Genomic DNA, 22,760 nt, shown 5'->3' on the forward strand with positions numbered 1-22,760 from the left:
CATCCACCCCCGTAGGCCGCTCAGGCGGGGCCCAGAGCCCTGTCTCCTCGGCCGCGGACGCGGAAATGCTCGCCGTACTCGGCTATGAGCAGAAGTTCGACCGCAAGGTCAGCCTGTGGGGGAACTTCGCCCTGGGCTTCGTGTACCTGTCGCCCCTCGTGGGTGTCGTGGCCCTCTTCGCGGTTGGTCTGGCGACCGCCGGCGGACCGTCCGTCTTCTGGATCGGCATCGTCGGCGCCGGGCAGTTCCTCGTCGCGCTGGTCTTCGGCGAGGTCGTCTCGCAGTTCCCGCTCGCGGGCGGCCTCTACCAGTGGGTCAGACGATTGTGGAACGGCCGCTATGCCTGGTTCAACGCCTGGACATACATCTGCTGCATCACCATCGGCATCACCAGCACCGCACTGTTCAGCTCGGACTTCGCGGCCAGCCTCTTCGCCGGAACCGCCGCCGAACCCTCCGCCAGCTCCACCCCCACCCAGCGCCTGTGGATCGCCGTCGCCGTGACCGTCGTCTGCCTGATCTGCAACTGCTTCGGCACCAGGACACTGGCTCTGATCTCGAAGATCGGACTCGCCGCGGAACTGATCGGCATCGTCCTCGTGGGCTTCTACCTGCTGATCTTCGAACGGCACAACTCCGTCTCGATCTTCTTCGAGACCAGCAGCTCCACCCACGACGACTACGTCATGGCCTTCATCGCCGCGTCGCTCGTCGGGCTCTTCCTCTTCTACGGCTTCGAGGCGTGCGGCGAGATCGCGGAAGAGGTTCCCAACCCCTCCCGCAGCATCCCGCGGGCCATGCAGCTGACCGTCGCCGTCGGCGGGGTGGCCGCGCTGTTCGCTTTCGTCGGGTACGCCCTCGCGGCGCCGGACCTCGGCTCGATCCTCTCCGGCAAGGACACCAACCCGATCCCCTCGATCCTCCAGAGCTCGGTCGGCACCGTCGGCACCAAGGCGGTACTCACTGTGATCATGACGTCCTTCATCGCGGGTGTGATGAGCCAGCAGGCCGCCGCCAGCCGGATCGTCTTCTCCTTCGCCCGCGACGACATGTTCCCGGGTTCCCGCGTCTTCTCGCAGATCACCCGCAAGCACCGCGTCCCCTTGAACGCGCTGCTGGCCGTGAACGTCCTGCCGCTGCTGCTCTTCGTGTTCGTCTACTACTCGCCCGACTCCCTCACCAAGATTGCTGCGTTCCAGATGCTGGCCGGATACGCGGCCTTCATGATGGTCGTACTGGCCGCGCTGCGGATGCGCATGAAGGGCTGGCGCCCCGCCGGAGCCTGGACGCTGGGTCGCTGGGGCTTCCCGGTGACCGTGGCGGCCCTGACCTACGGCGTGCTCGGGATGGTCCTTCTCGCCTGGCCCGCCGGCGACTCCGGAACCCCCTTCGTGGACCGGTGGATCGCACTCATCGGGTTCCTCGTCGTCTCGGCCGTCGGTCTGGTCTACCTGTTGACCGCGAAGCCGGAGCGCAAGTCCACCGCGCCGGAGGGTGACGCCATAGAGGTGGCCGAGCGCCTGCGCAGCCGCGCCGAAACCCTTGCCCGTACGACCTCAGGGAGCACCGCATGACCCGCGTTCTGTATCTGTACGGAGGCTGGCCGGGGCACAAGCCATACCAGGTGGCCGAGGAATGGGCCCTCCCGATCTTCAAGAACCTCGGGTTCGACGTCGACAAGACCAACGACATCTTCTCCCTCGACGCCGACCTCACCGGCTACGACCTCATCGCGCTCAACTGGAACAACGCCCTGCTGTCCGAGGGACTGACCGCCGCCCAGGAGTCGAACCTGCTGGGGGCGGTGGAGAACGGCACCGGGATCGCCGCCTGGCACGGCGCGGCCGCCGCGTTCCGCACCAGCCTCAAATACCACTGGCTGCTCGGCGGCAGCTTCCTCGAACACCCCGCCGGCGAAGGCGTGAAGTACCCCTACGAGGTCACCGTCACGGACACCGGCCACCCGATCACCACCGGGGTGAAGGACTTCAGGGTCGCCTCGGAGCAGTACTACATGTCGGTCGACCCCAACAACCACGTCCTGGCCGAGTCCACCTTCACCGGCGAACACCTGCCCTGGCTGGAGGGAAAGACCATCCCACAGGCGTGGACCCGCACCTGGGGGCAGGGCCGCGTCTTCTACAGCGCGGTCGGCCATGACCTCGACGACCTCCAGAACCCGGACGTCACCCGCCTGTGCACCCAGGGCTTCGCCTGGGCCGCCCGTCAGAACGCCTGATCGCACCTTCCGACCCAGCTGATTGGGAGCACACCATGCCCGTCCTCACCGGAGGCCAGATCGTCGCGCGGACCCTGCGCAACTACGGGGTCGACGTCGTCGCCGGCATTCCCGGCCACGGCATCTGGTCACTGACCGACGCCTTCCTCGACGACGAATCCAGGATCCCCTTCATCCAGACCTTCCACGAGCAGAGCGCCGTCCACCTCGCCGACGGCTACTACCGCGTCACCGGCCGCCCACAGGCCGCGGTGACCTCCATCGGCGCCGGCGCGAGCAACACCGTCATCGGCATGGGCACCGCGTTCACGGACTCCACCAGTGTCCTCGTCGTCACGGGTGGCCCGCCGACCCACATGCGCGGACACGGACTGCTGCAGGAACTCGACCGCTACACGGCGAACGACTTCCCCAAGGTGGCCGAAGCCGTCAGCAAACGGCACTGGGTCGTCACCCGGGTCGAGGAACTCCCCTTCGTCCTGCACCGCTGTTTCAACTCCATGCTGACCGGGCGGCCGGGCCCGGTACACCTCGAAGTCCCCATGGACGTACAGGCCGAGGCGGCGGACGTACAGCTCCACGACCTGGAGCGGCGCATCCCGGTCGGCCGCCAGCACCCCGACCCGGAGGCCGTGGAGCGCGCGGTCGACGTGCTGCGCGCGGCCCACCGGCCGGTCATCGTGGTCGGCGGCGGTGCGATCACCTCCGAGGCGTCCGACCAGGTCCTCACGCTCGCCGAGAAGTGGCAGATCCCGGTCGTCACCACGTGGAACGGCAAGAGCGCCTTCCCCGAGGACCACGAGCTGTTCGCGGGCAGCGTCGGCCAGACCGGCACGATGACCGGCAACGCGATCGCGAGCTCCGCCGACGTCGTGATCTCGGTCGGCTGCCGCTTCACCGACTGGTCGGCCTCCAGCTACGCCAAGGGCATCAGCTTCTCCATCCCGCCCGCGAAGCTCATCCACATCGACATCGACCCGCACGAGATCGGCAAGAACTACCCCGCCGAGGTGGGCATCGTCGCCGACGCGCAGCGCGCCGTGGCCGCCATCGTCGACTCCCTGCCCTCCCAGGGTATCGACCGCTCCGAGTACCTCGCCGAACTCGCCCGGCTCAAGCAGGACTGGGAGGACAAGCTCGCCGGCCGCCGCGACAGCGACCGCTTCCCCTTCACCTCCCAGCGCCCGCTCGGCGCCCTGCGCAACGTGCTCCCGCGCGACGCGATCATTGTCGCCGGATCGGGCAACACCCAGGGAGCCGTTAAGCAGACCTTCCCGGTCTACTTGCCGCGCACCCACCTGACCTCCGGCGGCTTCTCCTCCATGGGCTGGGCCGTCCCGGCGGCCGTCGGCGCCAAGCTCGCCCGACCGGACAGCCCGGTCGTGTGTGTCCTCGGTGACGGAGACTTCCTCATGACATCCCAGGAGATCGCCCTGAGCGTCACCGCCGGCGCACCGGTGATCTTCGTGGTCCAGAACAACGCGGGCTACATGTCGATCCGCGGCGGCCAGCGCAAGCAGACCTCGCGCCACATCGGCACCGAGTTCTCCCACCCCGACGGCTCGCCGTACAGCCCCGACTTCGCGGCCATGGGCCGAGCCTTCGGGATCGAGTCGTGGAAGGTCAACGACGCCGCGTCCCTGGAGCCGACGCTGCGCAAGGCGGTCCAGTCCGGGGCCCCCGCCGTGATCGAGGTCCCCACGGACCGCGACGCCGCGGGCCCCTGGGTCCCCGGCTGGTGGGACTTCCCGATCCCGGCGTACATCACCGACGAACGCCAGGACGAGTACCACCGCACCCGCGCCACCGAACAGCACCTCTGAGACGGCCCCGCGCGGTGCGACGTTCTTCGACGACGACGGCCCGCGCACCGCTCTCACGCGGCTGCGGGCCGAGGTGAAGCGGCTGCCGCACGTGCTCGGCACGAGCGACCCGGCGGGGACGCTCGCCACGGGCGGGGACGCCGCCGTGCGCGGCGGCCTTGTCTCGGCCGACGGGCGGATCGCGGTCGTCCGGGTGCAGTACCCCGACCAGAGCCGGCTGTCGGCCGAAGACCTCGACGCCCTCGTCGAGCTCGTCGACCGGCTGCGCGCCGAGCTGCCGCTGCGCATCGAGATGGGCGGGAACTTCTTCTACGCCTTCTCCGACCCCGACGGCGGCGTGAGCGAACTGATCGGCCTCCTCGCCGCGGCCGCGATCCTGTTCCCGGCGTTCGGTTCGCTCGTCGCCGCCGCGCTGCCGATCGGCATGGCGGTCTTCGGGCTGACCCGACCGTCGGGGTCGCCACGATGACGGTGCTGGCGGAGGTGACAGAGGTCCCCGCCTTCGCACCGGTCCTGGGCAGCATGGTCGGGCTCGGAGTCGGCATCGACCACGCGCTGTTCGTGCTCGCCAGGCACCGGGAGTACCTCGCGTGCGGGCTCGATCCAGAGGCGGCGGCCGGACGAGCGGTGGCAGCGGCGGGGCGGCCGGTCGTCTTCGCCGGGGGCACCGTCGTCGTGTCGACCCTCGGCCTGGGGGTCGCGAACGTGCCGTTCATTACAGTGGGCGGGTTCGCCGTCTCGATCGTCGTCCTGACGACGGTGCTCGCGTCGGTGACGCTGCTGCCGGCCTTCCTCGGTGCGGCGGGCCCGCGGCTGGGCCGGGCCGCGGCTGGATCGGCCGGGTACTTCGGGCCGGGCGGTCGGGCCGCCTCGGCCGACGCCGGGACACGGTGGCGGGCGCTGTCCCAGCCGCCGGTTGGCGGCGCTGGATCGGGCACGTCAGCCGGCACCCGGTGCCGTACGCGGTCGGCGCGGCGGGGCTGCTGCTGATGGCGACGCTGCCTGTGCTCGGCGTGCGCGTCGGCCTGCCCGACGACGGCTCGATGCCGCAGAGCCGTACCGAGCGCCGCGCCTACGGCCTCGTCGCCGAGGGATTCGGCCCGGGCACCAACGGTCCTCTTGTCATCGCCGCGGACCCCGCCGGTGATTCGGGAGTCCTGAACCGTCTCGTCGGGGCGGTCGCAGCGGATCCCGGCATCGCATCCGTCGCGCCGACGCACGTCGATCGGGCCACCGGCGTCGCGACCCTCGTGGTGTTCCCGACCACCAGCCCTCAGGACAAGGTCACGGCCGACACCAGCGCCCGGCTGCGCACCGAGGTACTGCCCGGCAATCGGGCACGGCCCGGCCACGGCGCCAGTCGGCGGGGCCGCCGCGAGCCTGTCCGATGTGGGCCAACGCTCCAGCCAACGCCTGCCGGTGTTCGTCGCCGCCGTGCTGGCGATGTCGTTCCTGCTGCTGATGCTGGTCTTCCGCTCGGTCGTCGTACCGCTCACGGCGGTACTGCTGAATCTGCTGAGCATCGGCGCCGCCTACGGCATCATGGTCGCGGTCTTCCCGTGGGGCCGGCGCGGCGGTGTTCACCACGGCATCAGTGCTGTGCAGCCTCGTGCCCTCGGTCGGCTGGCTGATCGCCGGCCGGATGCTGGAGGGCGTCGGGGCGTCGGCGCTGAGCCCCGCCTCGCTGGCCCTGCTCGCCGCCGCATATCCCGTGCCGCAGGAACGCATCAAGGCGATCGGCCTGTGGGCCGGATTCAGCGGCATCGGCCTGGCCGCAGGGCCCGTGGTCGGCGGCGTGCTGACCGATTCCTTCGGCTGGCCCGCGATCTTCCTGGTCAATCTGCCCATCGGCGTGGTTCTGCTGCTGGTCGGCCTGCGCCACCTCGGCGAGTCCCGCAATCCGAACACCCCTGCGATCGACGTCCCGGGCACGGTGCTGTCCTGTCTGGCGGTGGGGGCCCTGACCTACGGGCTGATCGAGGGCGGCGCACGGGGCTGGACCGCACCGGTCATCCTGGCGAGCTTCGCCGCGGCGGCGATCCTCCTCGCCGCCTTCGTCGTCGAAGCGCGTCGCTCCGCACCGATGCTGCCACTGCGGCTGTTCACCGTGTCCAACACCGCCATGATTGTGGTGGGGTTCGCGCTCATGGGCTCGTCGTTCTTCTTCTCGCAGTTCTTCGTGTACGTCCAGGGCAGCTCGATCCTGATCGCCGGCCTGCAGACCCTTCCGGTCTCTCTCACCATGGTGGTCGTCAGCCCGTTCGCGGGCCGGCTCGCCGCCCCGTACGGCTTCCGCGTCATCGTCACCATCGGCCTGGCCTTGGCGGGAGCAGGGCTGCTGGCGCTGGGCACGGTGCACGCCGACACCGGTTACGGGAACGTGTGGTGGCGGCTGGGAGCCATCGGCGCCGGCTTCGCCCTGACCATGTCGCCCCTGACCGGCGCCGCCATCCAGGCGGTCAGCCCGCAGGAAGGCGGTCTCGTCTCCGGCATCAGCAGTACTACCCGGCAGATCGGCGCGGTACTGGGCATGGCGGGGCTCGGCGCCGTCGTCCGCGCCCGGCAATCCGGTGGCGCCTCCCTGGAGACCGGCCTCGGCAACGCCTTCGTCGCAGCCGGTGCCGTCACCATGGCCACCGTGGTCTTCACCGGCCTGTGGCTGGCCAGGACCAAGTCCGCGAAAGCCCCGGCGGATCCGCAACCTTCCCTCGATCCGGATGCGCACACCGCGCCGAACCAGGTGTCCGCGGCAGGGGAGCGGGCTACGGGGTCCTGACGCAGGAGAACAGATCCAGATCCGCCGCCTGTTGCGGATCCCGCTCCCGGACCGCCAGCTCACGCCCGGTCAGGCCAGCGCTCACGCCCAGGTGTTCGGCGTTCAGGTACGCCAGGCGGCCGGCGCGCGGATCGCGCACCCGCACGCGGGCGAGGCGGACGCGCAGTCGGCACTCGGCGTCGGGGTTTGCCCTGACCGGGCTGGTTGGGTACGAAACCGTTCCGGGGCAACCATGACCGTCTCGTCGCCGGACAGGATCTCGGTCCTAGTCTCCCGCGCGATCTCCAGCCGGGACAGCACCACCTCACGGTCAGCGAGATGCCCCGTCAACTCCTCGATTTGATCCCGCAGTTCGTCGATCTCCTGCCGAACGGCAGCCTCCCGGCGATTGAGCTCCTCCGGCCACGACACCATCGACGCCTCCAAGACCACGTCTCAGGACACGACGATCAGCCGTCCGAGGGCCAACGGCAACGGCGCACGGCATCACCAGCTGCAGAGGAGCCGCACCCCAAGTGAAGTGTCACCGTCTTCACTCCTTGCAGCATGTGCGGGACCACCCAGGGTCGGGCCGCTGCTGAGCCTCCGCGAAACGCCCACCAAGATCTTTGCCGAGCAGGACAAACTGATGGGCCGCTTCATGCATCAGCCTGCCCATGGTTCAGCTTGACGTACGTGAACGGATCTCCCGAGCCGCCGCACACCGGATCCTGCGAGGGCGACAGTCCCCGTCGCCCGCCCGCAGTGTGAGCGTGTGGGTGTTTCCGGAAGTCGGCGCGCCTGCCCCTGCCCACGAGCACGAGACCAATTCCACGTCCGACTCCAGCCCCGACCGGCGGCTGGAGTCGACGCAGAGGATTTCCACCTGTCCCGGTGCGGTTCGGTTCGGCGAGATGCCGACACCTCGCGACCGTGCATCACTCCCGTACGGGGCGACAGGCTGGGGACGCCTGTTTGGGTGTCAGCTCCAGGCGTTGAAGCTGATGTCGGACGGCTTGGCCTTGTTCAGGGTGTTGCGGAAGCGGTCGCCTTTGTCCTGGAGCGGGAAGTTGGCCTTGCCCCAGTCCGAGTTCTCCAGTGCATTCCAGGCCGCTCGCTTCGTGCTCCAGAGGCTGTCGTAGGGAACGAGGGCCGGACGGTCCCAGTTGTCGGGGCCCCATGCCTCCGCCTGCTCCTGGTACTTTGCGAAGCGGAAGGCGTGTGTGCTGCCGCCGTCCTTGTGATAGACGACCTTGAAGCGCTTGCCCACCCGCTCCACGTCGTTGAAGCGCTTGGTGGTGTAGTCCCCGTGGGCGGAGACGGACACGTAACTGGGCCACTGGTCGTTGCCGTGGTACCAGACCACGGCGGCTTCCCAGTCGTGCCGGTGCCCGAAGGCATCGGCGCCAGCAACAACCTGGTCCTTCTCGAAGTACAGGGTGTAGACGATGCCGCACCAGCCGGTGCCCTTGTCGCACTTGGCCCGCGAGTAGGTGTTGGCGTTGCCGAGGTGGCCGGTCTTGCATCCACCTGTGATCGACCCGGAGTTCTTGAGACCGCCGTTGAGGTTGCCGTTCGCGTCGACGGCGGGCGCCGGGTAGCAGCCGTCCGAGTCGTAGTCGAAGAGCGGCTGGAACATCTCCTGCTTGGGAGCGCCGTCGCCCATGTACGGCAGAGGCTTGATCCCGTCGGCGTGGGCGGCACCGGCCAGTCCGAGTGTCAGCGCGGTGACACTGCCCGTAATGAGGGCGGTCTTGAGGAGGCGGGATGTTTTCCTGGTCGTGGCTATCTGTGACATACGTTTTCTCTCCAGTTGCTCGGTCTGTCGGTAGGCGGGCGTTTTCTGCGCAATGGACGGCTTCGGCTTCCCTCGGGTTGTTCGGCAGGGGTGGACCGGCCGGTCTGCCCTTTGGCCGTCGAGTGTGAGGTCAGCCGCACTCGCGGAAGTGGTGCTCGGTGGTACGGACTCCGACGGCGAGGTACCTGCACCGCGGGTTGTTCTCCCGAAGGTGGTCGTCGGAGGACGGCCTTTACGAGACGCCCGCGTTGAGGGGCGCGCCGGTGCAGGCTCCGTCGGTGAAGGCAGGCACGGACAAAGGCTCGTCGCCCAGGTCGTAGAAGCCCGTTTCGGTAGTCTTCGAAGCGGAGTTGAGTTTCGCGCATATCGTGACGCCGTCCCACTGGAGTTGCACACTACCGGTGGTCGAAGGCACGTTGACGTTGATGATCTGTACCTGAGGTTTCCTTGCCTGTTGACGAGGTTTCCCGTCCAGCGTGCCTTCCGGACTGGCGTGAAAGTAGAGGCATTTGACCTCAACACCGCAGAGGAGCCCTCGTGGCCGTGGGTTGGCGGGTGAAGCCGGCCGGTGGCTGTTTGTCTCAACTGCGTTGGAATGCCGCACGGCCGCTGCCATAGGCACCCCTGGTGCGGGTGAATTCTGTGTGCCAACTGAAAGAATTACCAAATGCGACGGACCCATAATTCTGAAGCGACCAAGGTGCATCCGTGAACGATGACGGAAACCGACAACACCAAGTGCCGTGTTTGCAGGACGACTCGAGTGGACCCATGTGCCGGACGGCGAAGCGTGCAGTCGGGGCTCGCCGGGCTGCTGTCCGAAGGTCAGGCCGACTGCTCGCATGATCCCTGTCCCTGGCGGTTTCTGCGACCAGCGGGGGCGAGGTGCTGTGGATAGGGTCGTGTCGTGAGGGATGCCCTTAGCTCATGGGCTGGTTCAGCGCGCCATCGATGAAGGTGGCTCTCTGCCGAGCAGCGGGTACGGATGGCTCCAGGCGGCCTATCCAGTACAGGATCGCCTCGGACTGCCCCCGTACTTCGAACTTGTGGTAGATGCGGCTCAGGTAGTTTCGCACCGACTTCTCGGTGAGCACCATGTGCTGCGCGACCTCGCGGACTTTCATGCCGGAGGCGAGCAGATCCATGACCTGGCCTTCCCGCTGTGAAAGCGTCGAACGTCGGTCCGGGCGGATCTCCGTCACCGTTCGCGACCGCTTCCTGCCGGATGTCCCCCGCACCGGGCCGGTAACCGACCTCACCCATGCGGCGGCGACGACGGGGTCCAGGAATCCGGTGCCGCGAAAGGTGCACCACAGTGCCTCGTTGAGCAGGAAGGCGTACCGGTTCTCCAGCAGATAGCCCGTAGCCCCCTGCTCGAGAGCCAGCGACACATCGTCCCAGTCCAACGAGTGCGCCAGCACCGCGGTCGGCGGCAGCACGCCCTCGAGCTTCACGCAGAAACGCATCAATTCGCGTGCCATTCCCTGTCCGTAGAACAGCAGGACATCGTCATCCACTCGGACATCGGATGGTTCGGTGACCAGCCGGACGCGGTCCGCCGACAGATCGTTCGGAACGAGGCCGCTGTCGGTGACGAGCGCAAGTGACAAAGGAAGTCTGTAAGAAGATGACCCAGAGACCTCGCGGGGCGGCATTGCAACTCCAGTCGTGGGGGCATGACGGAGTCTTGGGGGCGACTCACTCCGCCTACAGCCAGAAAGGTTACGGCCCCGTGCCCCTGCGACCGCGGGTCCGGAGAACTAAAAACCACCTCGTCGACTCCTACCGGAGTACTATCCGCATGCCTGTCGCCCACATCGCTTCGAAGCAGATGCGCAACCATCGGGAATGTCGTCAGGGAGAAACGCCCGGGGTACGCCGCCGCCCGTGAACCTCGCGGGGTTCACGGGCGGCGCTTTGTGCCGTAGGTGGCTATTGTGGCGTCACGGCCAGCTTCGTCAGCCCTTCGGGCTGGGTCCCGTCGCCGTACTCGATGATGCCGACGTACCGCTCGCCTCCCGCGGCGTCCGGCCACTTCACCGTCAGCCGGCTCTGGGCGGCCGGCGTGACGGACTGGGTGGTGGGGGTGAGGGTGGGCCGGACGGCCGGGATCGTCTGGCCCACCTTCCACAGGCGCAGCGTGTACTGCTGACTGTCGGTGCCCTTCGGCGTGGCGTACTGCACCACGTAGACGTCGTAGTCGCCGGGCGGCAGGTCGATGTAATCCTGCGAGCCGATCTGCGGCTCGGGTGACACTTCAACTCCGTTCCTGTCGAAGGCGAAGACGTCCACGATGCTTCCGGGCACATGGTCCGCCGGGTCGACCGCGACCCGGGTGAAGGGGGCGTCTTCGGGAACGTGGACGGGGATCTTCGCGTCAGCGGCACTGGCTCCCGGGGCCGAGGGGAAGTCCTGGTCCTCACCGGTGACGGTGCCGGTGATCTTCTCGGCCTTGTACAGCTCCGCCCGCGCGGTCAGCTCTCCCTTCCAGTCCGTCCGTACAGTGAGCGGAAGGGACCGCTCACCCCTGAGGGCGATCTCGCCCGGTGCGGCGACGCGGGCCGCGCGCAGCGCGATCGGGCTGGTGACCCGGTGTTGGCTGTGGGTGTCGCTCCAGGTGAGGGAGCCGCTGGAGAAGGCGCCGTAGGGCGCGTCGGTGCGAGTGAAGGTGACTCGGTACGTCGCCGAGGCTCCCGGGCGCAGGGTAAGGCTCTGCGGGGTGACCCTGGCCTGGTAGCCAGGTGGTGTCCGGAGCGTCGCCCGGTAGGTGGTGGTGTCCTTGCCGACGTTGGTGACCGTGCGGGTCACCGTCTGCCGGGCGGCCAGGTCACCGACGGCGATGGACGGATAGTTGAGATCGCTGGGGTCGAGGGAACGGGCCTTCGCGCAGGCGTCGACGCCGTCCACCGTGGTCGGCCGCTGCATCCCGCAGAGGTACGCCGTCCAGTCGGCGGACGTGGAGTCGTAGACCAGACCCGGGTCGGCGGCGAGGGTGGCTCGGGGAGAGCCGCCTCCGTAGTCGAGCGGGGTGGCGGAATCGGCGTCCTGCCGGCCGATGGGTTCGCCCTCGTTGTCGGTGGTTGTCGCCGTGGTCATCAGCGCCGACTTGACCTCCATGGGCGACCAGTGGGGGTGCAGCTGTTTCAGCAGGGCGGCGAGGCCGGATATGTGCGGGGTCGCCATCGATGTCCCGTCGAAGAATCCGAAGCGGGCAGGGGAGTCATCGTCAGGTACGACGCCCGCCAGGATGCGTTGGCCCGGAGCGGCGATGTCGGGCTTGAGCAGGTCGCCTCCGCTGTAGAGCTCGGGGCCCCCGGAGGAGAACGAGGTGACCTGCGGAGCGCGTACCTGGACGGTGCCGGAGACGAACCTGCCCGTGGCACCGGCCTTGGCCGCGTACTCCCTGACCGCCTTCCCCTCCTCCTGGCTCAGCTGGACCGAGGGCACAACGTAGTCGTTCGGGAAGATGTCCTGGGCACTGGTGGGTGTGTTCGCCACGGCCATGCCTACGCCTCCCGCGTCCGCGATCTCCCGGCCCTTGTCCCAGATGGCCACCCCGCCCCGGTCGCAGATGACGATCCGCCCCTTCACCTTGGCGGGGTCGAGCGTGCCCGGCGCGCACAGTGTGGCCTGCGCCGCGTCGGCGTCCGGCTTACGCACGTCGTCAGCGGTGACCAACGGGGCTGTGGGGACCGGGGCCTGCAGCCTGACGTTGGTGAAACGGCGGCCGTCGCCCAGGATCAGCGTGGCGTCGTAACCGGAGTCATGCGTCTCGGCCGCGACGGTGGTGATCCATGGCGCGGTGTTCCCCACCGTCTCGGGTCCCCCGTTGCCGGCGGCCGCGGAGACGAACACGCCCGCCTTGGCGGCGTTGAACATGGCCTCCATGGATTCGGAGGTGGTGAGCCGTCCGCCGATGGAGTAGCTGATGACGTCCACGCCGTCCGCCACGGCCTTGTCGACCGCCGCGGTGAGGTCCGTGTCCCAGCAGCCGTCGTGCCAGCACGCCTTGTACGCGGCCACCCGGGCGGCCGGGGCGATACCGCTGAGCTTGCCACGCATCCCCAGCTCCGGTAGTTCCACGGGGGTGCCGTAGTTGCCGGCGGCCGTGGTGGCGGTGTGGGTGCCGTGGCTGTCCAGGTCCCGGGGGGACGGAATGTCGTCGGCGGTAGGGTCAGGGACGCCCTCGCGGAACCACTGGGCGCCGATGAGCTTGTTGTTGCAGGTTACCTTGTGGGCGGGATCATCGCCCGCGTCGCAGGTGCCGTGCCACTTCTTGGCGATGGCGTCGGCGTCGGGGCGGGGTTCGGAGAGGGAGGCGAGCATCGGGTTCGTCGGGTCGATGCCGCTGTCCAAGACGCCGATGATGGTGCCTTCGCCAGCGTGTTCGGGACCGCCGAGCTTGGACCAGAGTCCGTTCTCACCGTCCAGACCCAGAAAGCGCGGGATATCGGGAGGGGGGACCGAGCCGTCGGCCGTGCTCGTGTTCCCCTTCGCACCAGCCGTGCGGCCTTCGGCGTCGGGCGCGGATCGCTGATGACGGGGCTGGTCGCCGCGGGCTGCCGCCGGGGTACGGGTGTCCCACGTCGCCGCTGCTGAGCTGGACGAATCGGGTGCCGGGGGCAGGGGGACGGCCTTGTCGGGGGTCAGTGAGACCACCCCGGGGGTGGCGGACAGCTGCGCCGCCTGGCGGGAGGTCAGTTTCGCGGCGAAGCCGTTGAAGGCGTAGTTGTACTCGTAGAGCTTCCTGACGCCGGGGAAGTCGTCGAGCACGTTGTCACGGCGGTTGTCCAGATGCCGCACATAGGCTTTCACTGCGTTCGTGCCCGTCCTGAGGCGGTTCCTGGGAGGCGGGGCGGTGCGCGCCAGACCCTTCAGACCGCCCTGGTAGGTGGAGACGGGCGGTTCGGCGAGCTTGACGACGTACATGCGGGCCTCGGCGTCGCCGGGCGTGCCGTTCTGGTCGGCGTGGGCGGGCAGAACTGTGCAGGCGATTGCCAGGGATACGGCCAAGGGTGCCATCAGGCGTTGGACAGTCGACCTGCCGTGCCTGTCGCTGCGTTTCAACTCGGTTCCGTTTTCGTTGACTTGGGATTCGGACCGCTGCCCAGCAGGCACGCTCGGGCCGGAGCGGCGACCACTGGCCGGTGTTGGTCCAGGGGGCGTGTCAACCATGGCTTTCGCAAACGAACCCGCACTAGGGGCATTTGCCCTCAACGTCAACTCCTCTTGCTCGCAAGGGGCGCTGAGCGCGATCCCCTCACATCCAGGTGCATCTCGTGTACGGCCCTGGGCAAGGCCCCCGAGTCGACTGAACGGGTCCGTTGACCGACGACATCGGCCCAACCCGAACCGGCATCGAGGCATTTCCGCCGGGACACGCCTCATGGCCTCCTGTTCGTGCCCGGGGGAGATACCGGAGCGGAGAGTGCCAGTTCGACGCCGTGTACGCCTCGGCGAAGTGCCTGCCGATGTCCTGCAGGCAGGACGGAAGCCTGCTGTCGATCCAGTAGTGGACCGGTTCTCCGTCCCGCAGACGGCTGCGAAAGCCGGTGAGCACGGTCGCCGCGTGGACCGCGCCCTCCGGTCGTACCCCGCCTGTCAGCAAGGTGGCGCGCCGTTGTCGCACCTGTCGGGAACGAGTCTGGCTGGCAATTCCTGAAGGCGTCCGCGGCCGCACACTTCGTGCCCGGATCTGGCGAGGCCAGGCCGACGCTCGACTCGGCGCCAGGAGTGTCACGGCACACGAGGCGATCTTCGAGGCGCTGGCTGGCCGCGACGCCTCACACAGCCAGGCGGCCGCACTGATGCACAGCAGCAGCACGGAACAGTGGTTGCGGGAACACATCGAGGCCGGCCTTCCCTCGGGTACCCCCGCGAACTCCGGCCGAGGGCGGACAGGACGTGCCTGGAGCTCGGGACGGTCGGAGCCGCATGACGGGGTTTCTCATGCCAGGTGCCGGATTACTGCCTCGGCGACGGCCCTGGCGCTGCTGGGGTTCTGGCCGGTGATGAGGCGGCCGTCCTCGACCACGTAGACGTCGAAGGGCTTGTCCGCGGTGGTGTAGGAAGCGCCGAGTTCCTTGAGCCGGTCCTCCAGGCTGTAGGGGACGGCGTCCGCCCGCTGGGCGAGTTCTTCCTCCCGCCAGGAGAAGCCGGTGACCTTTCTGCCCTTCAGCAGGGGCTCGCCGCTGCTCAGTGTGACGTCGAGCAGACCGCACGGCCCGTGGCAGACGGCCGAGACGATCCGGCCGGTCTCGTAGAACCGTGCGATGAGCGTCTCCAGGGCTTGGCTCTGGTGGAAGTCGAACATCACGCCGTGACCGCCGGTGAGGTAGATGGCGTCGTAGTCGTCGACGTCGACCTGGGTCACGGCCACGGTGTCTTTGAGCCTGTCCATGAACTGGCGATCGGTGTACCGCTTGTCGGTGCCGAGGTCGCCGAGGACGGTGTGGGCGAGGCTCTCCGGGTCCAGGGGCACGGGCCCGCCCTGGATGCTGGCGATGGTGACGTCGAAACCGGCCTGTTCAGCGACGTCGTGGAAATGAGTGAGTTCACCCAGCCAGAGACCAGTGCGGTATCCGACCTTCTCGTACTCGCTGATGCTGGTGACAATCACGAGGACGCGGTTCGTGCGCGGCATGGAATTCCCTTCGGGGACGGAATGCGTGGATGGATCGTGCCGTCAGGCGGAAGGCGCACCGGTCAGGACTTCCACCCGGCCGGTGTCGAGAGAGTAATAGGCGCTGACGACAGCCAGATCGCCCTTCTTCACGAGCGGCGCGAGGTCGGCGTTGGACCGCAGGTCCGCGGAAGTCTGCTTGGTGTGGATGCGGATCATGGCGTCGACCGGGTCAGCGTGCTTGGCCTTCGCCGTCTCCTCGTACGCGGGCCGCAACGCCTCGACGATGGCCTGCAGGTTGCCGGGCAGCGGCTTGTTCTCCTTGAGCGCCTTGTAAGCGGCCTTGATGGCGCCACAACGCTGGTGCCCCAGTACGACGATCAGGGGCGTCCCCGACGTCATGGGGCCGTACTCGACGGAGCCGATGACCACCGGTCCCACCACCTGGCCGCCGGTTCGCATCACAAACAGGTCTCCGAGCCCGGTGTCGAACAGCAGTTCCGGCGGCACACGGGAGTCGATGCAGGACAGGATCACGCCGTAGGGATCCTGCTCCTCGGCGACAAACTGACGCTGGCTGGGGTCCCGGTCGGGGTGCAGCAGCTTTCCGTCCACCCAGCGCCTGTTGCCGTCCATCAGGCGGGCGAAGGCTGCCCACGGCGTGTCAGGCCGATCGGCCGAAGACGAACCCTGGGTGGTCGGGGACGGCGACGATGCCTTCGCCGCATCCGCGTTCTCCGTCTTTGTGCTGTCCGTCTTCGACGAGCAGCTCGAAAGCGCGGCCACGGTGGCCACCAGTCCTCCGGTAAGTATGGATCTGCGCATCGGCTGTCCAACCCTGCTCATTGTCTTTTCCTTCCGTTCCGCATGGCTCGTGTCGGGGGTGACGTATGCATCTGACGAGAATTACGACCGAGGCCCGTCCAGGCATCTCTGGCATCGGCATGTATCGAGCCGCGGGAGCGAGATCCCAGGACCCGGCCCCAATGTAGGAGTGATTTCCCGGCCACCCCCGGTACCCTGGAAGGGAATTGGGAGGCAGCGGTTGCTACCGGAGTACCAACGGTCCCCATCCGGAAGACCCCGACACGGGATGCCACCCGCTGGACTTCGGGACAAAGGTGCGCAGGCTCTCCTTGGCGATCCAAGCCGTCAGCAGCGTCTACCCGCAGGGCGTATCGTCGCGAAGCTGACGGTTCCGAACGCGGCCTCGTCGCCCGGGTGGTGAGATACCGAAGCGGGCAAGCCCCTTGTCTCCATCGGCTACCGGCTCGGCGTCGAGGGCTTGCTCCACCTCGACGCCGCTCCCGACAACCGCGGCGTCCTCGACTGGATCGCCGGGCTGCGCTGGGTCCGCCGGTCTCTTCCGCGCTGCGACATCCCAGTCGAGTGCGGTCGTGTACCGCCCAGCGTCGCAGAGACGGCCTCGCCGTTTGAACCCTCATGACCGAGCGCATGGGTCTCCCCGCCACTGCCACAGCACTCCGCGACCTCACCGGTGACGAACTGCTCGCCTTGCAGAACGCCGTCTCCCCTCCCGGAGCTGGCCTGGTGCTAGCCCCTTCGCCGAGAGGGAGTTGATGCCGGTCCCCGTTCCCGACGCTTTCGCCGACGGTATGGCCGCGCGGGTGCCACTGCTGCTCGGATTTACACAGAAGGAGTTCAACGTCGTGGCGCCGGCCGAATCCGTGCGTGCCACGCTGGCGGACAACGGCCTCGTCCCCGAAGTCGTTGCCGCATACGCCGTGCTCCGCGCACAGACGCCCACACCCGCCACGAACTGCCCGCCCGGCTCTACCACTTCACCTGGGGCAGCGCCGCGCACTGCATCGACATGCCCTTCGCCTTCGACCTCCTCGACGCCGAGCACGGCAGTCTCCATGTCGGTGCCGTGCCGCAGTGCGCCCAGGAACGTTGCCCTGTCAGGAACGTGTGCGCGCGGTCCGCCGTCCGCGGCGGGAGGGCTCGGTTCCGACCAGGGCCAGGGCGGCTTCCTGGCCGGAAACGGGAGTGCCGGAGCCGCCATCCGCGTCTGAGTCGGCCCTGAGGTCACGGCGGGCCAGCCACCTGTCGATTCCCACGTTGAGCAACAGGCAGACAGCCCCCCAGCCGATAATCGTCGCCAAGTGGCCGCCGATACCGGCGCCGTCGAAGTAGACCGCGGCGCGGGCCACGTCGACCGCGGCGGGCAGGGGCAGGACGTCGTTCAGGTCGCGGAAGACTTCGGGGACCATGTACAGGGAGATGGCTCCACCGGAGGCCGGGACCCCGATCATCAGGGCGATCACCAGCACGGGAATGATTCCGGCGATGCCGAGGGTGCGGGTGAACACCGCGGTGAACATCGAGATGCTGAAGATCGTCAGTGCTCCGAAGCCGACCATCGCCCAGCCGTGACCGTTGATCGCGCCGATCAGGACGTCGAACAGCACCCACAACCACACGGCCATGCCCACCGCCCAGCCCGCCAGCATCGGCAGGAGCTGACGCAGCCGGTTGATCTCCGGCGCACCGCCGCGCAGCGCCGCCATGATCACGAAACCGGACATGATCCACGACATGGCCGCGTACATGCTGTTGCTGCCGTTGGAGTCGGAGGCGTTCAGCGGCTTGATGTCGGTCATTTCCAGCGGCATCTTCTGGCTCTGGGTGATCTGCTGGAACATCCCCCGCAGTGCGTTGTGCTGGCCGGCTCCCGCCGCCGAGGAGGTGTAGAGCTTCGCCTCGCCGCCCTTGGAGGTGGGCAGTACGTACGCGCCGACGATTCCGCGCTCGCGGATCTGATCGGTCGCCTTGTCGACGGAGGTGCTGGTGGTCAGGGAGACCAGGTCGCCCAGGCCCTGCTGGAGGCCCTTGGTCGCCTGCTCGGTCTGTGCCTGGGAAGCGCCGACGACCACGACGGGCATGTCGCGGATCTCCGGTTGGTGCAGGGAGGCGCTCATCATGCCGACGACGGCGGTGAGGATGGCCAGCGGGAAAGCGGCCACCGCGAAGTACCGGACCCGCTTGGAGCGCACTGGGCCGCCGGCCATCGCGGGCCGCGGGTCGTCGGGGTTGTCGGACTCCGGAACGCTCGCGAGGGCGGCCCCCTTGCGGCGCTCCATCAGGAGGGCGAGCGCGAGAGTGGCGACCATCCAGATGGCGAGTGTCAGCAGGTGCTTGCCCACCCCTCGGCCGTCGAAGTAGATGACTGACCGGAGTGCCTCCCCCGCGGCCGGCAGCGGCAGCACGTTGTGCAGGAAGCCGAAGAAGTCGGGCATCGCGTGGATCGGCGTGGCGAGGTTCGAGGAGGGTACGCCGAAGACGACCCACAGCAGCATGCCGGGCAGCACCGCCAGCCCGCCCAGGGTTCTGGCGAACAGCAGCTGACCGATGCCCACGGCTCCTGTTGCCAGCAGGCCGATCCCGACGAACGGCAGGTAGTGACCGTCGACAGCCCCCACGATCGGCCCCAGGATCAGCCATGTCACGGTGCTGGTCACCACCGCCCAGCCGGCCAGCAGTGGCAGGAACCTGCGCAGGACGAGCAGGTGGGGTGCCGCCGTGAGCATCCCGCTCAGCGGGACGTACCCGACCATGATCATGCCGATCGCGGCGAGCAGCACGGCGATGCCCGCGCTGTCCCCGGAGGGGAGCGGTGCGATGTCCTGGGTCTTGGTCGTCCAGTCGTGGCCCGCCGCCACCGGGGCCAGGATCTGCTTGACCATTCCGGCCTGCGAGGCGCCGGCTCCCTGGGCGGTGTAGACGGTCGCCTCCCTGGCGCCGTCCGCAGGAATCAGCAGTACACCGGCGACGTCACGGTCCTTGAGCAGGTCGAGCGCCTTGTCGCGGTCGGCGACCAGCCGGGGATCGGCGGCGCCGTCCTGGACCGACTTCAGCTCGTCGACGACAGACTCGGCCACGGCCCCCGAACCGACCACGGCGACCGGCATGTCCCGGGTCTTCGGTGAGTGCATGGTGCCCATGTAGGTCGCGTACATCATCGTGACCATGACGAAAGGAATGAGGAAGAGAAAGACGCGCTTGACGATCTCTCGCTTCCGGTCCGCCTCGGGCGAAGCCGGCTCGTGCCCGCTCACGTTGGCGACGGGGGTCGGTGTTTCCATGACGTGCTCCTGATGTGCGGACTCAGAGTGTGGAACGTGAGCTCTTGTCCGTTTTGTGGTTGAGGTGGGGACATGACCGCTGGTTATGGGTGGGGTCCCGATCGGCAGGGCGAGGGCTTCGCAGAGGTTGCGGGCGCGTGTCCGGGTGCGCGTGTCGGGCCGGGGGCCGCGTAGCCTCGGCCGTGGTCGAGTGCCTTGGGCAGGGCGCTCCCGGGCATGCGCGGCCCGTACCGCCTCAAGGCGTCGTCGGCCCGGGCTGCGCGGAGCGGACCCGGTCGGCGTCTTTGTGATCCTGCTTGCAGTCGGTGGAGATTCGGGCGGAATCAGCTCGCAGCGATGTCGGCGAGCAGGGCCGTGACGCGCGCCTGAGCTCGCTCGGAGACGTCGGCGCCAGGGGCGACGTGAACGCGGTCGGCCTCGATGGCGGCGATCGCCGAGACCGCGACATCGCGCGGAGAGAGCTTCTCGCCGAAGCGTGCGGGGGCGTTCTGTATCGAAAGGGGAGCGCCGGCCTGCAGGTTGATGGCGCCGAGCGCTGCGGAGTTCCGGCCGAGGGGCGTGTCGACGAGCCCCGGGCAGAGCACGGTCGCGCCCAGCGTGGGCGCCACGCGCTTCAGCTCCTGATCGAGCGTCTCGGTCAGCCCCACGACTGCGTGCATGGTAGTGGTGTACGGCGTGAGGTCGGGGAGGGGGGCGAGACCTCCGGAGGATGCGGTGTTGAGGAAGTGACCGCTCCCCTGCTCGATGAGCAGGGGAGCGAAGGCATTGACTCCGTGGACGACTCCGAGCACTTTGACGCCGATCATCAACTCCCAGATACGCGCCCCTTGTTCCCACATGGGAGCGGGATGGGAGACGACGCCGGCGTTGTTGCACACCAGGTCCACTCGCCCGTACGCGGCGATGGTCCGGTCGGCGAGTGTGCGCACTGAGGTCTCATCGCTTACGTCCGCCACCACGGCGGTGACCTCGGCGCCGGCGGCCATCAGTGACGCCTTCGCCTTGTCGAGGCACTCCTCGCGGATGTCGGAGATGACCAGCCGCACTCCGCGGTCTGCGAGGGCTTCGGCGAGGCCGTAGCCGATGCCGCTTGCGCCTCCGGTGATGACGGCGACCTGATCGTTCGCGATGCGCATGCGTACTCCTGCTTTTGTCTGCTGCTACCAGAATTGAAGGACATGAGAACCTGATTGCGGCAGGTGGGTAACTGATGAGCAGTTCGAATTCGTGGATCAAAAGGAGCTGCAAATCGTCCCGTCGCGGTCGCAGTCCCATGGTGCGTCGGCTCGCGTACTTTTGCCTGACGCTGAACGCAGGTGGCGGCCACCGCAGCGAGTCCTGTGGCGAGCCACCTGAAGAAGGACGATTTATCGCTTCGAATGGAATTCACGGAAATATCCCTTCTCTGGTTTCCACCCCATTCTAGGAGTGGTTTCCCAGGCGTCCCCTGTACTCCGGAAGTGAGTTGGGAGGCGGTGGTTACTACTGAAGTACTACCGGACCTCATCCGGAGGATTCGGGTGTCTGATGGGCGGGCGGCAAGCCGCGCGAAAGGCATGGCGATGCCGTGCGCCGTACGTCAGGAGGTGGTCTTCGTCGACTCCGATGGCTTGGCCGGTGTGCGCATCGGGACGGTGCGGCCCTGTTGGCCGGGCAGGAAGGCGGCGAGTGCACAGCACAGTGCAGCGGCGCCGGCGCCGATGGCCAGGACGGTCCTGAAGCCGTTCTCCGAGGGGAGGGCGTGGCCCGCGAAGTCGGTGGTCATCTGTGCCAGGACCACACCGACGACGGCGCTGGAGAAAGAGGTGCCGAGGGAGCGCATCAGGGTGTTGAGGCTGTTGGCGGCGGCGGTCTCGGACACCGGTACCGCGCCCATGATGAGCGCGGGCATGGCGCCATATGCCAGCCCCATGCCTGCGCCGACGATGCAGCCGACCACGACCAGCTGCCAGATCGCGGACATCAGCACGATGCCGATCCCGTATCCGACGGCCACGACCAGCGCGCCGATCATCAGGGTGACCTTGGGGCCGCGTGCCTTGGTGACGCGCGCCGAGAGCGGGGCCGTGGCCATCATCACCAGACCCATCGGCGCCATGGTCAGACCGACGGTCAGCAGGTCCTTGCCCATGCCGTAGCCGGTCTGCTCGGGCAACTGCAGCAGCTGCGGCATGACCAGGGACAGCGCGAACATCGAGAAGCCGATGGCGACGGACGCGAGGTTGGTGAACAGAACCTGGCGGCGGGCGGTGGTCCGCAGGTCGACCAGCGGCGCGCTGACGCGCAGTTCGAAACGCCCCCACAGGAGCAGTACGACCGCTGCGGCGGCGAACAGGGCCAGGGTGCTCGCGCTGCTCCAGCCCCAGTCGGCTCCCTTGGACACGGCCAGCAGCAGACAGATCAGCCCGGCTGAGAGCCCGGCCGCGCCCACCAGGTCGAAACGGCCGCCTGTGCGCACCTCGGATTCGGGGACGATCGTCACGACAAGTGCGATGGACAGGACGCCGAGTACCGCAGAGGTCCAGAAGAGCACGTGCCAGTCGAAGTGGTCGGCGATCAGGGCGGCCGCGGGCAGCCCCAGCGCGCCGCCGATACCGAGGGACGCGCTCATGAGGGCGGTCGCGCCGGGCAGCCGCTCGGCGGGCAGTTCGTCGCGCATGATGCTGATGCCGAGTGAGACGGCGCCGGCGGACAAGCCCTGAAGGACCCTGCCGATGATCATCGGGGCCAGCGAGTTGCTGAGGCCGCATACCACCGAGCCGGCCACGAGGAGAGCGAGGCTGACCAGCAGCATGCGCCGCTTGCCGTGCATGTCACCGAGTCGTCCCACGACGGGGGTGGCGACGGCGCCGGCGAGCAGTGTAGAGGTGACGGCCCAGGCCGTATCCGCTGGGGAGGCGCTGAGGAGTTCCGGAAGCTCGGGAATCAGTGGGATGACAAGGGACTGCATGAGCGAGACCACGATCCCGCCGATGGCCAGGACCGCCACGATGACGTTCGCTTGCGGAGTGGCGGACGCCTCCTTGGCGGCCCGCCGGGATGATGCTGCGGACATGAATGGGCCTCTCAGGTAGGTGGGCGGGGAACAGGGGGCGCAGTAGCGCGGCGCATGGGTGAGGCGGCGCTCCCCGGGGAAGTGGGGAGCGCCGCCCGATCCGGGCGGTAGCCCGGCTGCGGGGAGGAGGGAGTGCGGGCTACTCCTTCAGACGGATGGCAGCAGCCGGACAGATCGCCGCCGCCTCCCGCACGCCCTCGTGCAGATCGGCGGTGGGGTTCTCGGTGAGCAGGATGGCGATCCCGTCCTCGTCACGCTGGTCGAAGACCTCGGGTGCGGCCACGACGCACTGTCCCGCGGCGACGCACTTGGGCTCGTCGAATTCGATGTGCATGTTTTCTCTCTTCTGGTGTGGGGGTGTC

17 protein-coding genes and 2 pseudogenes are annotated in these 22,760 nt (G+C 68.2%); 8 read left to right on the top strand and 11 right to left on the bottom strand.

Going from position 1 to position 22,760, the window contains the following annotated elements; all coding sequences use genetic code 11:
* Positions 1–65: 65 nt before the first annotated feature.
* From ACLZOT_RS01345 to ACLZOT_RS01375, 7 genes and pseudogenes are all read left to right on the top strand, one after another.
* Complete coding sequence (locus ACLZOT_RS01345) at positions 66–1,574, top strand: APC family permease (protein ID WP_416966770.1); 1,509 nt, start codon at positions 66–68, stop codon at positions 1,572–1,574.
* The gene (locus tag ACLZOT_RS01350; RefSeq protein WP_416966771.1) at positions 1,571–2,239 is read left to right on the top strand and encodes a ThuA domain-containing protein; all 669 of its coding nucleotides are present in this window, start codon (positions 1,571–1,573) and stop codon (positions 2,237–2,239) included. The genes ACLZOT_RS01345 and ACLZOT_RS01350 overlap by 4 nt, the downstream gene beginning before the upstream one ends.
* Positions 2,240–2,274: 35 nt before the next feature.
* Positions 2,275–4,062 carry a thiamine pyrophosphate-binding protein gene (locus ACLZOT_RS01355; protein WP_416966772.1) on the top strand — a complete coding sequence of 596 codons (1,788 nt, stop codon included), beginning with the start codon at positions 2,275–2,277 and terminating at the stop codon, positions 4,060–4,062.
* Positions 4,063–4,153: 91 nt separating this feature from the next.
* A complete protein-coding gene (locus ACLZOT_RS01360; RefSeq protein WP_416966773.1) occupies positions 4,154–4,531 on the top strand; it encodes an MMPL family transporter in 378 nt (125 codons plus the stop codon).
* The gene (locus ACLZOT_RS01365; RefSeq protein ID WP_416966774.1) at positions 4,528–5,052 is read left to right on the top strand and encodes an MMPL family transporter; all 525 of its coding nucleotides are present in this window, start codon (positions 4,528–4,530) and stop codon (positions 5,050–5,052) included. Before ACLZOT_RS01360 ends, ACLZOT_RS01365 begins: the two co-directional genes overlap by 4 nt.
* Positions 5,053–5,451: 399 nt before the next feature.
* Positions 5,452–5,559: pseudogene (locus ACLZOT_RS01370) on the top strand (hypothetical protein); the annotation flags it as partial.
* Between the two features lie 67 nt (positions 5,560–5,626).
* Positions 5,627–6,838: pseudogene (locus tag ACLZOT_RS01375) on the top strand (MFS transporter); the annotation flags it as partial.
* 102 nt (positions 6,839–6,940) lie between these two features.
* Here ACLZOT_RS01375 and ACLZOT_RS01380 read toward each other — a convergent pair.
* The 7 genes from ACLZOT_RS01380 to ACLZOT_RS01410 all read right to left on the bottom strand — a co-directional run bounded on the left by ACLZOT_RS01380 (position 6,941) and on the right by ACLZOT_RS01410 (position 16,032).
* The gene (locus tag ACLZOT_RS01380; protein WP_416966775.1) at positions 6,941–7,252 is read right to left on the bottom strand and encodes a hypothetical protein; all 312 of its coding nucleotides are present in this window, start codon (positions 7,250–7,252) and stop codon (positions 6,941–6,943) included.
* A 547-nt stretch (positions 7,253–7,799) separates the two neighbouring features.
* Complete coding sequence (locus tag ACLZOT_RS01385; RefSeq protein ID WP_416966776.1) at positions 7,800–8,615, bottom strand: NPP1 family protein; 816 nt, start codon at positions 8,613–8,615, stop codon at positions 7,800–7,802.
* Between the two features lie 232 nt (positions 8,616–8,847).
* On the bottom strand, positions 8,848–9,231 hold the full coding sequence (locus tag ACLZOT_RS01390; protein ID WP_416966777.1) for a hypothetical protein: 384 nt from the start codon (positions 9,229–9,231) through the stop codon (positions 8,848–8,850).
* A gap of 304 nt (positions 9,232–9,535) precedes the next feature.
* On the bottom strand, positions 9,536–10,225 hold the full coding sequence (locus ACLZOT_RS01395) for a response regulator transcription factor (protein WP_416966778.1): 690 nt from the start codon (positions 10,223–10,225) through the stop codon (positions 9,536–9,538).
* Positions 10,226–10,547: 322 nt separating this feature from the next.
* Complete coding sequence (locus ACLZOT_RS01400) at positions 10,548–13,637, bottom strand: S8 family peptidase (protein ID WP_416966779.1); 3,090 nt, start codon at positions 13,635–13,637, stop codon at positions 10,548–10,550.
* Positions 13,638–14,562: 925 nt separating this feature from the next.
* A complete protein-coding gene (locus tag ACLZOT_RS01405) occupies positions 14,563–15,258 on the bottom strand; it encodes a type 1 glutamine amidotransferase domain-containing protein (protein ID WP_416966780.1) in 696 nt (231 codons plus the stop codon).
* 42 nt (positions 15,259–15,300) lie between these two features.
* On the bottom strand, positions 15,301–16,032 hold the full coding sequence (locus ACLZOT_RS01410; RefSeq protein WP_416966781.1) for a carbonic anhydrase: 732 nt from the start codon (positions 16,030–16,032) through the stop codon (positions 15,301–15,303).
* Between the two features lie 463 nt (positions 16,033–16,495).
* Between ACLZOT_RS01410 and ACLZOT_RS01415 the strand changes: the two genes are divergently transcribed.
* Entirely contained in the window at positions 16,496–16,684 is a 189-nt protein-coding gene (locus tag ACLZOT_RS01415) for a hypothetical protein (protein ID WP_416966958.1), read from the top strand.
* Positions 16,685–17,159: 475 nt separating this feature from the next.
* Here the strand turns inward: ACLZOT_RS01415 and ACLZOT_RS01420 are convergent, their stop codons facing one another.
* The 4 genes from ACLZOT_RS01420 to ACLZOT_RS01435 all read right to left on the bottom strand — a co-directional run bounded on the left by ACLZOT_RS01420 (position 17,160) and on the right by ACLZOT_RS01435 (position 22,732).
* Positions 17,160–19,343 carry an ABC transporter permease gene (locus tag ACLZOT_RS01420; RefSeq protein WP_416966782.1) on the bottom strand — a complete coding sequence of 728 codons (2,184 nt, stop codon included), beginning with the start codon at positions 19,341–19,343 and terminating at the stop codon, positions 17,160–17,162.
* A gap of 323 nt (positions 19,344–19,666) precedes the next feature.
* On the bottom strand, positions 19,667–20,479 hold the full coding sequence (locus tag ACLZOT_RS01425) for an SDR family NAD(P)-dependent oxidoreductase (protein WP_416966783.1): 813 nt from the start codon (positions 20,477–20,479) through the stop codon (positions 19,667–19,669).
* Between the two features lie 443 nt (positions 20,480–20,922).
* Complete coding sequence (locus tag ACLZOT_RS01430) at positions 20,923–22,398, bottom strand: MFS transporter (RefSeq protein ID WP_416966784.1); 1,476 nt, start codon at positions 22,396–22,398, stop codon at positions 20,923–20,925.
* A 139-nt stretch (positions 22,399–22,537) separates the two neighbouring features.
* Positions 22,538–22,732 carry a ferredoxin gene (locus ACLZOT_RS01435; protein WP_416966785.1) on the bottom strand — a complete coding sequence of 65 codons (195 nt, stop codon included), beginning with the start codon at positions 22,730–22,732 and terminating at the stop codon, positions 22,538–22,540.
* Positions 22,733–22,760 lie beyond the last annotated feature (28 nt).

Origin of the sequence: Streptomyces sp. 4F14 (assembly GCF_048159485.1) — a bacterium.
Classification (GTDB): domain Bacteria; phylum Actinomycetota; class Actinomycetes; order Streptomycetales; family Streptomycetaceae; genus Streptomyces.